Here is a 13,935-nt window from a genome sequence, read left to right on the forward strand (position 1 = left end):
GAACCAAGTTTCTACCAAGGAGGAAACCACCATGAGCACAGGCTTTTTCGGCGATATCACCAAGATCAAGTACGAAGGTCCTGACAGCACCAATCCGCTGGCATTCCGGCACTACAACCCGGATGAAATGGTCGGCGGCAAGCGGATGGAAGAGCATCTGCGGTTTGCCGTTGCCTATTGGCACACGTTCACATGGCCGGGGGGCGATCCCTTCGGCGGCCAGACATTCGAGCGTCCCTGGTTCGACGACAGCATGCAGGCAGCCAAGCTAAAGGCCGATGTTGCATTCGAATTCTTCGATCTGCTCGGGTCGCCTTACTACTGCTTCCACGATGCGGATGTGCGTCCTGAAGGCGCAAACTTTGCGGAAAACACGAAGAACCTCAACGAGATCGTCGACTACTTCGAGAAGAAGCAGGCGGACACCGGCGTCAAGCTTCTTTGGGGCACCGCGAACCTGTTTTCGCATCGCCGCTATATGTCGGGCGCTGCCACCAATCCCGATCCTGACGTGTTCGCGTTTTCCGCGGCGACTGTCAAAACGTGCCTTGATGCCACCAAGCGTCTCGGCGGTGCGAACTATGTCCTGTGGGGCGGTCGCGAGGGTTACGAGACGATCCTCAACACCGATTTCACCCGCGAACTCGACCAGATGGGCCGCTTCCTCAACCTGGTCGTCGAATACAAGTACAAGATCGGCTTTGAGGGCACGATCCTGATCGAGCCGAAGCCGCAGGAGCCGACCAAGCACCAGTACGACTACGACGTTTCCACCGTATACGCCTTCCTGCAGAAGCACGGGCTGGACAAGGAAGTGAAGGTCAATATCGAGCAGGGCCACGCGGTTCTTGCCGGCCATTCCTTCGAGCATGAAATCGCCATGGCGAATACGTTCGGCATTTTCGGCTCGATCGACATGAACCGCAACGACTACCAGTCGGGCTGGGATACGGACCAGTTCCCGAACAACGTGCCGGAAATGGCGCTGGCCTATTACCACGTGCTCGCCGGCGGCGGGTTCAAGAACGGCGGCACCAACTTCGACTCCAAGCTGCGCCGCCAGTCGCTCGATCCGGCAGATCTGCTGATCGGTCATATCGGCGGTATGGATTGCTGCGCCCGTGGCCTGAAGGCTGCTGCGAAGATGATCGATGACGGTGCCCTGAAGACGCCGCTCGATGCACGCTACGAAAAGTGGGACAGCCCCGAGGCTCAAAAGATGCTGCGCGGCGAGTACAAGCTCGACGAAATCGCTGCCCGCGTCGAGAAGGAAGGGATCAATCCCGAGCCGAAGTCCGGACGTCAGGAATATCTCGAAAACGTGATAAACCGCTACGTCTGAGACAAGCAGCCTAGTCCCCTTGTGACAAAGGCGTGAACGGCCCCGGAATGGCGAGAAATCGCGCAACATTTCGGGGCTGGAAACGTTTGATCCTGTGCTTATGTTATGGCTTGGCGAACGGGATTATCCTGTGACCCTTTCAAACGTGAGTTCTGCCGGGGCCTCGGTCGCGAAAGCGTTCGGCTTAAGGCCTCCAACGACACGAAGGAGAATGACATGAAGTGGACTGCACCTAAGTTTGTCGAAGTAAGCTGCGGCATGGAAATCAACCGTTACGCACCTGCAGACGGCAGCGAGCCGGTTCTGTTTTAATTATGAAGAGCACGGGACCCATGACCGGTCTCCGGTTTCTGGTGCTCGGCTCTGCAGCCGGCGGCGGATTACCGCAGTGGAACTGCAATTGTTCCAACTGCGCCGCCGCCCGCGATCCGTCTTCGGGGATCCTGCCGCAGACGCAGTCGTCTCTCGCCGTCAGTATTGACGGAGAGACCTGGGCGATCTTCAACGCCTCGCCGGATATTCGCCAGCAAATCCAGCAGACGCCGCAGCTTCACCCGAAAGCCCTCCGCCACAGCCCGATCGCAAGCGTCGTCATCACCAATGCCGATGTGGACCATATCGGCGGTCTCCTGACGATCCGCGAGAAGCAGGCGTTTTCACTGTTTTCGACGGCCGCGATCGGCTCCGTTCTCGATGCGAGCCCGGTCTTCCGAGTCCTGGATCCTGATTTCGTGGCGCGCAAGACGATCCGTCTCGACGAGGATTTTTCACCGCTCGATGGGCTTGAGGCGCGCATCTTTGCAGTGCCCGGAAAGGTCGCCTTGTTTCTCGAGGATGGCGAACCTGAGCTTGGTCTCGAAGGCGAGCAGACAATCGGCGTCGAGTTCGTGGCAAACGGCAAGCGCGCCTACTATATTCCGGGCTGTGCGACGCTTCCGGACTGGCTTTGCGAGCGCATAAGCGGCGCCGACCTCGTGTTCTTCGATGGCACCGTGTTTACCGACGACGAGATGATCCGCGTCGGCACCGGCATCAAGACCGGCCAGCGAATGGGGCACATGCCGATTACTGGCGACGACGCCGGGGGCGGCGGTAGCCTGGAAGCGCTGTCCAAGCTCGGCATAGGCCGCATGGTCTATGTCCATATCAACAATACGAACCCGATCTGGCGCCAAGGCCCGGAGCGGGACGCTGTTACCGAAGCCGGCTTCGAAGTCGGCCATGACGGCATGGAGATCGAACTTGCCTGACGCCCTGAAGCCTGCCCTGAACAGAACCGATTTTGAAGCCCGGCTGCGCGCCATCGGTGCTGCGCGCTATCACGACAAGCATCCGTTTCACGGCATGCTGCATGGCGGCGGATGCTCGATGACGCAGGTGCGCGCCTGGGTGATCAACCGCTTCTACTACCAGAGCCGTATTCCGCTGAAGGATGCCGCCTTCATGTCGCGCTGCGAGGATATCTCGATCCGGCGCGCCTGGCGCAAGCGTATCGAGGATCATGACGGCGGCCGAGAAGAGGGCGGCGGTATCCGGCGCTGGCTGAAGCTTGCCGAGGCGGTTGGGCTCGATCCGGATTACGTTGCGTCCAACCGCGGCGTTTTGCCGGGCACGCGGTTTGCCTGCGATGCCTATGTGCGTTTTGTGCGCGACATGCCGATGCTCGATGCGGTTGCCGCTTCGCTGACCGAACTGTTCGCGCCGAGCATCCACAAGAACCGCATCGCCGGACTGCTCGAGCACTACGCGTTTGCCAATGAAGACGCGCTCTCCTATTTCCGCAAGCGTCTTGACGAGGCGCCGGTCGATGTCGCCTTCGGGCTCAACTACGTGCTCGACCATGCGGATACGCTGGAAAAGCAGGATGCGGCCGCGGCCGCGCTGACGTTCAAGACGGACGTTCTATGGGCTCAGCTTGATGCGTTGCATAGCGCTTATGTATCGCCGGCTCTGTTGCCGCCGGGTGGCTGGGACGGCAGGGACGGCGTCATCGGCGCTCTCGATCAGCCTGCCCTGAGAGAGCCGGTCCGGGGAGCGGCGGAATGAGCGAACCTTCCGCAGTCACCGTGACCGCGCAGACGGTCGCCAAACTTGCCCGCGGCGTGCGGCTTCGGGAGGACCCGGTGCGCGGCCAGACGGTGCTGCTTGCGCCGGAACGGGCGCTGGCGCTCGATGAGATCGCCGTGATGATCGTCAACGCGCTCGACGGTGTGCGTGATCTGGACGCGATCGCGCAGGAATTCTCCGTAAAATTCGAAGCGCCCAAGGAGCAGATCCTGGTCGACGTGATTGCCTTCGTCGACGAGTTTTCCAAGCGGCGCATGCTGGAGTTGAAATCGTGAATGAGCATGTCAGCATTGCGCGGACAAGTGCCAAGACTACCGACAGAACGAGCGAATGGACCGACCGGGACGGCGTGACGGGTCGTATCCGCATCCCGGCACCGATCGCCATGCTTGCGGAGCTGACGCATCGCTGTCCGCTGGCCTGCCCCTATTGCTCAAATCCGCTGGAGCTCGAAGGCATCAGTACCGAGCTTTCCACGCAGGAATGGATCCGGGTGTTTCAGGAGGCAGCAGCACTTGGCGTGCTGCACCTGCATCTCTCGGGTGGCGAACCGGCGTCGCGGCGCGATCTGGTGGAGCTCACGGCGGCGGCCGCCAAGGCCGGGCTTTATACCAATCTGATCACGTCTGGCATCGGCCTCAATGAGAAGCGTATCGCCGAGCTGTCCGCAGCCGGGCTCGATCATCTGCAGCTTTCCATCCAGGGCGCGACGCCTGTTCTGGCCGACAAGGTGGGTGGTTACAAAGGCGGTTACGATCGCAAGATTGCGGTGGCCGAGTGGACGCATGCGGCCGGCATTCCGCTCACCGTCAACGCCGTTTGCCACAAGCAGAACATGGACGAGCTGGGCGCCATGCTGGATCTTGCCGTCGAACTCGGTGCCCGCCGCATCGAGATCGCCACCGTGCAGTTTCACGGCTGGGCCGAGAAGAACCGCAAAGCGCTGATGCCGACCAAGGAACAGGTGCTGCACGCCAACGCGTTCGTGGAGGAAGCCCGCAAGCGGCTGGAAGGCATTATCGTCATCGATTACGTGCCGGCCGATCACCACTCGACCTTTCCGAAGGCCTGCATGGGCGGCTGGGGACGCACGGGCCTCAATGTGACGCCATCGGGCAAGGTTCTGCCCTGCCATGCGGCGGAAAGCATTCCGTCGCTCAACTTCGAGACCGTGCGCGACATGTCGCTGACCGATATCTGGTATGACAGCCAGGCGTTCAACGCCTACAGGGGCGATAGCTGGATGCCGGATCTCTGCCGGTCCTGCGATCGCAAGGGCGTGGATTTTGGCGGTTGCCGTTGCCAGGCGATGGCTTTGGCCGGCGACGCTGCCACCACCGACCCGGTCTGCATCCTGTCGCCGATGCGCCATCTCCTGGTCGAGCAGGCAGAGATCGACAGCCGCGCCGAGCCGCCAGAATTTGTCTATCGCGGCCGCTAACGCCACTTCCGGTGGTGTCGCGAATGTGAACGAAGCTCATGAGCTGAAACTGCTTTACGTACCTCAAATTCTTCGATAGCCTGAAATTCAGGGAGGAATTTCAGTGCATCACACCACTTGCGAGGAGGCAGGTGTTGTGGGCGTGCCGCGTTGCGGCTGCTTCACGACGCTTCTGATTTTGAGGCCGGTGCATGGTTGATGCGCCCGGGCAAACGGCTGCGCCTCTGCTCGATGCGCGCGGCCTTTCAAAGACGTTCGGCATTGTCGAAGTCCTCAAGGATATCGCGCTCACTGTTCGTGCCGGAGAGGTCCACGCGATCATCGGCGAAAACGGCGCCGGCAAATCCACCTTGATGAAGATCCTTGCCGGCAACCATCAGCCGACAAGCGGCGAACTTGCGATCGACGGGCAGGTCGTCAGCTTTTCGGGGCCGGTCGATGCGGAAAAGCATGGCATCGTGCTGGTGCATCAGGAAATCCTTCTCGCACCGGATCTGACGGTGGCGCAGAACATCTATCTCGGTCGCGAGGTTCGAAAGGGCATCGCGCTGGACGACCGTGCGATGAACACGGGCGCCGCAGAGGCGATCCGCGATCTGGGCGCCGATATCGATCCCGAGACCATCGTCTCGCGGCTTTCGATCGCGCAGCGCCAGCTGGTGCAGATCGCCCGGGTGCTGCTGGTGCCGCACCGCATCGTCATCTTCGACGAGCCGACGGCGTCGCTGACGCCGCATGAAACCGAAGCCCTCCTGAAAGTCATCACCGATGTCAGGGCCAAGGGCGTCGGCGTTCTCTACATCTCGCACCGGCTGCCGGAGGTAAAGGAGATCGCCGACCGCGTGACGGTGCTGCGTGACGGGCGACTGGTCGCTTCGCACCCGACAAGCGAGCTGGAACCGGCCGACATGGCGCGGCTGATGGTGGGTCGCGACGTGGCAAAGCTCTATCCGGACCGGCAGGCGGCCATCGCGCCCGAAACGGTGCTCGAGGTTAAAGGCTTCGACGTGCCGGGCTATGCCCGCAATGCCGGTTTCACCCTGCACAAGGGCGAAATCCTCGGCTTTGCCGGACTGATCGGCGCCGGTCGCACGGAGCTCATGGAAGGGCTTGTCGGGCTTCGACCGGCCAAGGGCAAGGTGACGCTGCGGGGCCGGCCGGTTCAGTTTACCGACGTACATTCGAGCCTCAAGGCGGGCGTCGCCTATCTCTCCGAGGATCGCAAGGGCAAGGGCTTGCTCTTGACCAAGGACCTCACCGTAAACCTGACGCTCGCCTCGCTCGGCAAGTTCATCCGCGGCCTGCAGATCGATCGCAAGCGGGAAGCGCAGGCGCTCGACAAGGCGATCGAGGATTTCGACATTCGCACCGGCACGAAGACGATCCTCGCGGGACAGCTTTCCGGCGGCAACCAGCAGAAGCTGCTGCTTGCCAAGATGATGCTGCTCGATCCGCAGGTTGTCATCATCGACGAGCCGACGCGCGGCATCGATATCGGCAACAAGGAACAGATCTACAAATTCATCGCTGCTCTGGCCGCGGAAGGGCGCTCGATCATCGTCGTCTCGTCCGAAATGCCGGAGCTGATCGGCATCTGCGACCGCATCCTGGTGATGCGCGGCGGCCGGATCGTCGGCGAAGTTCAGGGAGACCACATGACGGAAAACGAGATCGTCCAGCTTGCAACCGGTGTCAATGTCGGCGCGGGGGAGGCGGCATGAGTGCGGTCGTAACCGAGACGAAGGCGCCGAAGACTTCGCGCGACTGGGACATGGCGGCCATCGCGCCGTTTGTTGCGCTGGCGCTGCTTCTGGTGCTCGGCTATTTCGCCAACCCGAATTTCGTGTCGCTGGCCAACCTCACCAACGTCATCACCCGCAGCGCCTTTATCGCCGTGATAGCGCTTGGGGCGACCTATGTGATCTCGGCGGGGGGACTGGATCTCTCGGTCGGGGCGATGGTGGCGTTTGTCGCCAGCCTGATGATCCTGTTCATGAACTCAGGCGTGATTGCCGATCCGATGCTGATGCTGATGGCCGGCATGGCGGTGGCGCTGGTTCTGGGGGCAGCCTGCGGGCTGGCGAACGGGCTTATCACCACGCTCGGGCGGATCGAGCCGTTTATCGCGACGCTCGGCACGATGGGCATCTATCGCGGCCTGACGACCTGGCTTTCCCAGGGCGGCGCGATCACGCTCAAGGACCGGCAGTTGCAGCAGCTCTACCGGCCGGTCTATTTCGGCGACGTGTTCGGCGTGCCGATCCCGATCATCGTGATCTTCGTTACGGCGGCGCTCGCTGCCTTCGTGCTCTACCGCACCCGGTATGGCCGTCATGTGATCGCCGTCGGATCGAACGAGGAAGTGGCGCGCTATTCGGGCATCTCCGTCAACAAGGTGCGCACCATCGCCTATGTGGTGCAGGGCCTCTGCGTTGCCGTCGCTGTCATGATCTACGTGCCGCGGCTGGGATCGACCTCCGCGACGACGGGGATCCTGTGGGAGTTGCAGGCGATCACGGCGGTCGTTGTCGGCGGCACCGCACTTCGCGGCGGGGTGGGTCGTATCTGGGGCACGATCTGCGGCGCCTTCATTCTGGAAATCGTCGGCAACATCATGATCCTGTCGAACTTCGTATCGGAATATCTGATCGGAGCGATCCAGGGAGCGATCATCATCATTGCCATGCTGGTGCAGAGGTCGCTGATGCGGAAATGAGAGGTTGTTATGGGACCACCTCTGGCCTGCCGGCCATCTCCCACACGAGGGGGAAGAAGACTTGCCGCAATCGCCTGCCTCGATCGAGTGTTGGCGATAGATGCCGGGTTAAGCCCTCCCCCTTGTGGGGAGGGTGGGGAGGGGTTTCGGGTCACTGAGACCAATGGTTTGGCCGAGCCTCTGGGGCGGGTTCGGTTTCGGGAGGATGACCCCTAAAACTCTGGGAGAGAGAACATGCATAGAAGAACATTCGGTCTCGGCGTTGCAGGACTTGCAGCGTCGGTTGCGGCCGCACCAAGTCTCGCACTTGCACAGGACGCCAAGAAAGTGACGATCGGCGTGTCGATCCCGGCCGCCGACCATGGCTGGACGGCCGGCGTGGTGTTTCATGCCGAACGCGTCGCGAAACTTTTGATGGCCGAGCACAAGGGGCTCACCATCATCGTGAAAACCTCGGCGGATCCGGCAAGCCAGGCAAACGCGGTACAGGATCTGGCGGTCCAGGGCATCGACGCGCTCGTCATTCTGCCGAGCGATCCGGATCAGCTGGTGACTGCGATCCAGCAGGTGAAGGACGACGGCAAGTTCGTGGCGCTGGTCGACCGTGCACCATCGGTCAACGACAACACGATCCGCAACCTCTACGTAGCCGGCAACAACCCGGCGCTTGGCGAAGTGGCCGGCAAGTATATCGCCGAGAAGACGCCCGAAGCGCAGGTCGTCGTGATCCGCGGCCTGCCGATCCCGATCGACCAGCAGCGCCAGGACGGTTTCGACAAGGGGATCGCCGGTTCCAAGGTGAAGGTGCTGGAGCGTCAATACGGCAACTGGAGCCGCGACGACGCCTTCAAGGTGATGCAGGATTTTCTGACCAAGCATCAGAAGATCGATGTGGTCTGGTGCCAGGACGACGACATGGCCGTCGGCGTGCTGGAAGCGATCGAGCAGGCCAAGCGCACCGACATTCAGTATGTCGTGGGTGGTGCCGGTTCCAAGGACATGATCAAGCGCGTCATGGACGGCGACAAGATGATGCCGGTCGACGTGCTCTATCCGCCGGCGATGGTGGCAACCGCCATGCAGCTGACGGCCGCCAACTTCTACGATCAGGTGCCGGTCAGCGGCAGCTACATCCTCGACGCCACACTGGTGACGAAGGAAAATGCGAAGAATTTCTACTTCGCCGACTCGCCGTTCTAAGGACGGCACGGCAGGAGGGGGCGTTTGTCGGAAGACGCCCTCTCTCCTAGCGGCATCCCTGTGCGCGTCACAGGGATGAAAGTTTCTCTGACCCGACGGACATCGGGTCACTGGATTCCTGTGACGAGCACAGGAATGACGGAGAGTTTGCGGAACGCACCGAGCCCGACATCGAGGGCGGCATATCGGAAAGGAAACACCATGAAGACGATCAAGGGTCCAGGCATTTTTCTCGGTCAGTTTGCCGGAGACAAGGCTCCGTTCGACAGCTGGGACGGCATCACCAAATGGGCGGCCGACAAGGGTTATCTCGGCGTTCAGGTGCCGACCTGGGCTGGCCAGCTGATTGACCTCAAGCAGGCTGCCTCGTCGAAGGACTACTGCGACGAGTTCGCCGGTGTCGCCCGCCAGAACGGCGTCGAAGTCACCGAATTGTCCACCCATCTTCAGGGCCAGTTGGTCGCCGTGCATCCGGCCTATGACGACGCCTTCGACGGCTTTGCCGCGCCTGAAGTGCGCGGTAATCCGAAGGCACGTCAGGAATGGGCGGTCGAGCAGGTGAAGATGGCGATCACAGCCTCGAAGCATCTCGGCATCACGGCGCATGCCACCTTTTCCGGCGCGCTTGCCTGGCCCTACATCTATCCGTGGCCGCAGCGGCCGGCCGGTCTGGTGGAAGCCGCCTTCGACGAGCTTGCCCGCCGCTGGACGCCGATCCTCGACCATGCGGACGAAAACGGCGTCGACGTCTGCTACGAGATCCATCCGGGCGAGGACCTGCATGACGGCGTCACGTTCGAGATGTTCCTGGAGCGGGTGAAGAACCATCCGCGCGCCAACATGCTCTACGATCCGTCGCATTACGTGCTGCAATGCCTGGATTATCTCGATAATATCGACATCTACAAAGACCGGATCAAGATGTTCCACGTCAAGGACGCGGAGTTCAATCCGACCGGGCGGCAGGGCGTCTATGGCGGCTTCCAGAGCTGGGTGAACCGGGCCGGACGGTTCCGTTCGCCGGGCGATGGTCAGGTGGATTTCGGGGCGATCTTTTCCAAGATGGCGGCCAACGATTTCGACGGCTGGGCCGTGGTCGAATGGGAATGCGCCCTGAAGCATCCCGAAGACGGAGCCCGCGAAGGCGCGGAATTCGTCAAGCACCACATCATCCGCGTGACGGAACATGCGTTCGACGACTTTGCGGCGGGCGGAACGGACGAGGCGGCCAACCGGCGCATGCTGGGGCTCTCATAGAAAACCCCTCCCCACCCTCCCCACAAGGGGAGGGCTTAACCTGCCGCACCCTTCGGTCATGACCCGAGACGTTGCGGAGGGGTCTCTCCCCCTTGTGGGGGAGATGGCCTGCAGGCCAGAGGGGACTTTCCCCGCAATGAATTTCCAAGGAGACATCATCGTGACCATCGAAGCCAAGGACGAACAGACACGCGCACCCCGTATCCGGCTCGGCATGGTCGGCGGCGGATCAGGTGCCTTTATCGGCGCGGTGCACCGGATGGCGGCGCGGCTGGATGACCGGTTCGAGCTTGTCGCCGGCGCGCTTTCCTCGACGGCGGAGAAATCGGCGGCATCGGGGCGGGAACTCGGGCTTGATACGGACCGAACCTACGGCTCCTATGAGGAGATGGCGAGCCGCGAGGCGGAGCGTGAGGACGGCATCGAGGCGGTGTCGATCGTCACGCCGAACCATGTTCATTTCGATGCCGCCAAAGCTTTTCTCAAGCGCGGTATCCACGTCATCTGCGACAAGCCGCTGACCTCCAACCTTGCCGACGCGAAGGCGCTGAAGCAGGTAGCCGACGAGAGCGGCGCACTGTTCATCCTCACCCACAACTACACCGGCTATCCGATGGTGCGCCAGGCCCGCGAGATGGTCGAGAGTGGCGTGCTCGGCGATATCCGTATCGTCCAGGCGGAATATCCGCAGGACTGGCTGACCGAGGCGGTCGAACAGACCGGCGCCAAGCAGGCGGTGTGGCGTACCGATCCGGCCCAATCGGGTGCCGGCGGCTCGACCGGCGATATCGGCACGCATGCCTATAACCTTGCCTGCTTCATCACCGGCTTGACGCTCGATAGCCTTGCCGCGGATCTAGACAGTTTCGTTGAGGGCCGCCGGCTCGACGACAATGCCCATGTCATGCTGCGCTTCGCGGCAAGACACGGCGAGAAGCCGGCCAAGGGCATGCTCTGGTGCAGCCAGGTGGCGCCGGGCCACGAGAACGGCCTGAAAATCCGCGTCTACGGCACCAAGGGCGGCATCGAATGGGTGCAGGCCGATCCGAACTACCTGTGGTTCACGCCGTTCGGGCAAGAAAAGCGGCTGATCACCCGCAATGGCGCCGGTTCCGGCGCCGCTGCTGCGCGTGTCTCCCGCATTCCATCGGGTCATCCGGAAGGTTATCTCGAAGCCTTTGCAACGATCTACACGGAGGCGGCACTGGCAATTCACGCCCACCGGACGGGCGCGAAACTGGACGAGGCGGTTATCTATCCAACCGTCGACGACGGCGTGAAGGGCGTCGCCTTTGTCGAGGCCTGCGTGGAGTCGTCTCGGAACAATGGTGCTTGGGTGAAGGTGTAAAGACTTGGTGGGCGGCGTCTGCCCCTCACCCTAACCCTCTCCCCGTAGACGGGGAGAGGGGACGTGGCTCGATCGGGGCAAGGCGCGTGCGGCAAAGGACCTTCTCCCCAACTGCGGAGAGAAGGGTCCGCAGGACGCAGCCGGATGAGGGGCCTGGGGAAGAGGTGGCGGCAGCCGGATAGGCGTTGGAACCCTCGCCGCGGCCGGATCTACCTCCAGTGTCAGGAGCCCAATATTGACATTTCCATTCAATCTGTACAGATATATGTACATTCTGAGAGGAGAGCATTGTGGCCCACGTTCGTTTGACCGAGTTTAGGCAGAACATTGCGACCCACTTCGACAACGTGATCGCCTCTCGCGCTCCTTTGCTGGTCACGCGTCAGGGGTCAGAGGCGTTGGTTCTGATTGCTGAGGGCGAATACGAGAGCATGCAGGAAACTCTGCACCTTCTTTCCACTCCAGCGAATTCTGATCGGCTGCGCGAGAGTATTGCGCAGCTTCGCGGAGAAGAGCTGATCGAAAAAGACCCGACTCTCTGACATGAACCTTCTCTGGACGGGAACCGCCTGGGAAGAGTACCAATACTGGCAAAGCGTCGATCAATCGATGGTCGAGAAAATCAACGAGCTGATCAGGGATACGAAGAGATCGCCCTTAAAGGGGCTTGGAAAACCGGAACCGCTGAAGGGCAGTCTCTCCGGGTTTTGGTCGAGGCGCATTCTTGGGGAGCATCGACTGGTGTATTGTGTGTCGGGTAAAGGAAGCACCCAGCAACTTCAAATCATCCAGTGCCGTTTTCACTATGAGAGATAGTATAGAGCGTACTTAAGACGATAATCGCGAACGAGCTCGTCGCGCTGAACGGGTTTTCGCGCTCCAAAACCTGTACAACGGGCGGGCATTTGGGTACACGTCGCTGCTATGACGGCCGGGGTCATTGTCTCGGTCGCACCTCCATATGGCGGCATCCTCATGACTGATCCCAAAATTCTCGCAGCCCGCTTCCCGGGTGACTTCACGTTCGGTGTTGCGACCGCCGCCTACCAGATCGAGGGATCGACCAAGGCGGATGGCAGGAAACCTTCCATCTGGGATGCGTTTTCCAACATGCCGGGGCGGGTGCATAATCGCGATAATGGCGATATTGCCTGCGATCACTACAATCGCTGGGAAGCGGATCTCGATCTGATCGCGGAGATGGGTGTTTCCGCCTACCGGTTCTCGCTGGCCTGGCCGCGGATCATTCCTGAGGGCACCGGCCGGATCAACGAGCAGGGGCTCGATTTCTATGACAAGCTGATCGACGGATTGAAGGCGCGCGGCATCAAGGCATTTGCGACGCTCTATCACTGGGACCTGCCGCTGGCGCTGATGGGCGACGGCGGATGGGCGGCGCGATCGACCGCTTACGCGTTCCAGCGCTATGCCAAGGTGGTGATGGCGCGTCTTGGGGACCGGCTGGATTCGGTTGCGACATTCAACGAACCCTGGTGCTCGGTGTGGCTGAGCCATCTCTACGGCGAGCATGCGCCGGGCGAGCGCAAAATGGAGGCGGCCCTTGCCGCCATGCACCACACCAATCTTGCGCATGGACTGGCGGTGGAAGCGATCCGGCATGTGACGCCGAACGTGCCTGTTGGTCTCGTCCTCAACGCCCATTCCGTCATTGCAGGTTCCGATAGCGCAGATGATAGCGCTGCTGCCGAGCGTGCCTTCGACTTTCACAACGGCGCGTTTTTCGGCCCGGTGTTCAAGGGCGAATATCCGGCGTCGCTGATGTCGGCGCTCGGCGATCGGATGCCGAAAGTGGAAGACGGCGATCTTGCCGTCATCAACCAGAAACTCGACTGGTGGGGCCTCAATTATTACACGCCGATGCGCGTTCTTGCCGATACCGCTGAGGGTGCGGAATTCCCGGCAACGCAGCCTGCGCCCTTCGTCGAAACGGCGGTGACCGATATCGGCTGGGAGATCTATGCGCCCGCCATGAAATTGCTGGTCGAGGATCTCTACCGTCGCTACGACCTGCCGGAATGCTACGTCACGGAAAACGGTGCCTGCGACAATACCGATCTTGGCGCCGACGGCACAATCGATGACACGATGCGGCTTGACTACTATGTCGAACATCTCGGCGTCGTCGCGGATCTCGCCCGCGACGGTTATCCGATGAAGGGCTATTTCGCGTGGAGCCTGATGGACAATTTCGAGTGGGCCAAGGGCTATCAGATGCGGTTCGGCCTCGTCCATGTCGACTATCAGACGCAGGTTCGCACGATCAAGCAGAGCGGCAAATGGTATCGGGATCTGGCTGCAGAGTTCCCCAAGGGTAACCACGCACCGGCTTAATTTTGCGCTGCGTAGAAGATTTTTTCTCGTGTTCGCCGAATTTGAAATCTCATCCCTGTAAAATGTGGCGCAGGCGGGGCATTGATGCGCCATCAATAACGAGGCCTCCCGGCTTCATTGAAAGCCGATCGAATGCTCCGCAAAGTCACCTGTCATCGAATGTGCCGCTTGGCTGCATGAATTGAGACGGCGACCCTTGTCGCCGGGATGAC

Annotated in this window: 14 protein-coding genes; all 14 read left to right on the plus strand. The window is 61.2% G+C overall.

Annotation, left to right across the window (positions count from 1 at the left end; translation table 11 throughout):
• Positions 1–31 precede the first annotated feature (31 nt).
• The 14 genes from xylA (at position 32) to ACQY1L_RS01555 (ending at position 13,723) form a co-directional block, all read left to right on the plus strand.
• The gene (gene xylA / locus ACQY1L_RS01490; RefSeq protein ID WP_062461195.1) at positions 32–1,342 is read left to right on the plus strand and encodes a xylose isomerase; all 1,311 of its coding nucleotides are present in this window, start codon (positions 32–34) and stop codon (positions 1,340–1,342) included.
• A 216-nt stretch (positions 1,343–1,558) separates the two neighbouring features.
• The gene (pqqA, locus tag ACQY1L_RS01495; protein ID WP_062461193.1) at positions 1,559–1,654 is read left to right on the plus strand and encodes a pyrroloquinoline quinone precursor peptide PqqA; all 96 of its coding nucleotides are present in this window, start codon (positions 1,559–1,561) and stop codon (positions 1,652–1,654) included.
• A gap of 20 nt (positions 1,655–1,674) precedes the next feature.
• Complete coding sequence (pqqB, locus tag ACQY1L_RS01500) at positions 1,675–2,592, plus strand: pyrroloquinoline quinone biosynthesis protein PqqB (RefSeq protein ID WP_430242303.1); 918 nt, start codon at positions 1,675–1,677, stop codon at positions 2,590–2,592.
• A complete protein-coding gene (pqqC, locus tag ACQY1L_RS01505) occupies positions 2,564–3,388 on the plus strand; it encodes a pyrroloquinoline-quinone synthase PqqC (RefSeq protein ID WP_430242305.1) in 825 nt (274 codons plus the stop codon). Before pqqB ends, pqqC begins: the two co-directional genes overlap by 29 nt.
• Positions 3,385–3,684, plus strand: a complete 300-nt coding sequence (pqqD, locus tag ACQY1L_RS01510; RefSeq protein WP_062461184.1) for a pyrroloquinoline quinone biosynthesis peptide chaperone PqqD — start codon at positions 3,385–3,387, stop codon at positions 3,682–3,684. The genes pqqC and pqqD overlap by 4 nt, the downstream gene beginning before the upstream one ends.
• 74 nt (positions 3,685–3,758) lie before the next feature.
• Positions 3,759–4,850 carry a pyrroloquinoline quinone biosynthesis protein PqqE gene (pqqE, locus tag ACQY1L_RS01515; protein WP_325263582.1) on the plus strand — a complete coding sequence of 364 codons (1,092 nt, stop codon included), beginning with the start codon at positions 3,759–3,761 and terminating at the stop codon, positions 4,848–4,850.
• A gap of 191 nt (positions 4,851–5,041) precedes the next feature.
• Entirely contained in the window at positions 5,042–6,571 is a 1,530-nt protein-coding gene (locus tag ACQY1L_RS01520) for a sugar ABC transporter ATP-binding protein (RefSeq protein WP_430242307.1), read from the plus strand.
• The gene (locus ACQY1L_RS01525) at positions 6,568–7,566 is read left to right on the plus strand and encodes an ABC transporter permease (protein ID WP_062461179.1); all 999 of its coding nucleotides are present in this window, start codon (positions 6,568–6,570) and stop codon (positions 7,564–7,566) included. The genes ACQY1L_RS01520 and ACQY1L_RS01525 overlap by 4 nt, the downstream gene beginning before the upstream one ends.
• A 234-nt stretch (positions 7,567–7,800) precedes the next feature.
• Entirely contained in the window at positions 7,801–8,766 is a 966-nt protein-coding gene (locus ACQY1L_RS01530) for a substrate-binding domain-containing protein (RefSeq protein ID WP_430242309.1), read from the plus strand.
• A gap of 201 nt (positions 8,767–8,967) precedes the next feature.
• Positions 8,968–10,023, plus strand: coding sequence for a sugar phosphate isomerase/epimerase family protein (locus ACQY1L_RS01535; RefSeq protein ID WP_430242311.1), 1,056 nt, complete (start codon positions 8,968–8,970; stop codon positions 10,021–10,023).
• 160 nt (positions 10,024–10,183) lie between these two features.
• Complete coding sequence (locus ACQY1L_RS01540; RefSeq protein WP_430242313.1) at positions 10,184–11,371, plus strand: Gfo/Idh/MocA family protein; 1,188 nt, start codon at positions 10,184–10,186, stop codon at positions 11,369–11,371.
• Between the two features lie 290 nt (positions 11,372–11,661).
• Positions 11,662–11,913 (plus strand): type II toxin-antitoxin system Phd/YefM family antitoxin, encoded by a 252-nt coding sequence (locus ACQY1L_RS01545; protein WP_092659709.1) that lies wholly within the window; start codon positions 11,662–11,664, stop codon positions 11,911–11,913.
• A 1-nt stretch (position 11,914) separates the two neighbouring features.
• Entirely contained in the window at positions 11,915–12,187 is a 273-nt protein-coding gene (locus tag ACQY1L_RS01550) for a Txe/YoeB family addiction module toxin (RefSeq protein WP_430242316.1), read from the plus strand.
• Between the two features lie 159 nt (positions 12,188–12,346).
• A complete protein-coding gene (locus ACQY1L_RS01555; RefSeq protein WP_430242318.1) occupies positions 12,347–13,723 on the plus strand; it encodes a GH1 family beta-glucosidase in 1,377 nt (458 codons plus the stop codon).
• Positions 13,724–13,935: the final 212 nt, after the last annotated feature.

Source organism: Neorhizobium sp. DAR64862/K0K3, from assembly GCF_050500185.1.
GTDB classification, from domain to species: domain Bacteria; phylum Pseudomonadota; class Alphaproteobacteria; order Rhizobiales; family Rhizobiaceae; genus Neorhizobium; species Neorhizobium soli.

Coding starts and splice junctions, on each gene's coding strand:
- ACQY1L_RS01535 (WP_430242311.1), top strand. CDS start 8,968: ATGAAGACGATCAAGGGTCCAGGCATTTTTCTCGGTCAGTTTGCCGGA.
- ACQY1L_RS01525 (WP_062461179.1), top strand. CDS start 6,568: ATGAGTGCGGTCGTAACCGAGACGAAGGCGCCGAAGACTTCGCGCGAC.
- pqqC (WP_430242305.1), top strand. CDS start 2,564: ATGACGGCATGGAGATCGAACTTGCCTGACGCCCTGAAGCCTGCCCTG.
- pqqD (WP_062461184.1), top strand. CDS start 3,385: ATGAGCGAACCTTCCGCAGTCACCGTGACCGCGCAGACGGTCGCCAAA.
- ACQY1L_RS01520 (WP_430242307.1), top strand. CDS start 5,042: ATGGTTGATGCGCCCGGGCAAACGGCTGCGCCTCTGCTCGATGCGCGC.
- ACQY1L_RS01555 (WP_430242318.1), top strand. CDS start 12,347: ATGACTGATCCCAAAATTCTCGCAGCCCGCTTCCCGGGTGACTTCACG.
- xylA (WP_062461195.1), top strand. CDS start 32: ATGAGCACAGGCTTTTTCGGCGATATCACCAAGATCAAGTACGAAGGT.
- ACQY1L_RS01550 (WP_430242316.1), top strand. CDS start 11,915: ATGAACCTTCTCTGGACGGGAACCGCCTGGGAAGAGTACCAATACTGG.
- pqqA (WP_062461193.1), top strand. CDS start 1,559: ATGAAGTGGACTGCACCTAAGTTTGTCGAAGTAAGCTGCGGCATGGAA.
- pqqB (WP_430242303.1), top strand. CDS start 1,675: ATGACCGGTCTCCGGTTTCTGGTGCTCGGCTCTGCAGCCGGCGGCGGA.
- ACQY1L_RS01530 (WP_430242309.1), top strand. CDS start 7,801: ATGCATAGAAGAACATTCGGTCTCGGCGTTGCAGGACTTGCAGCGTCG.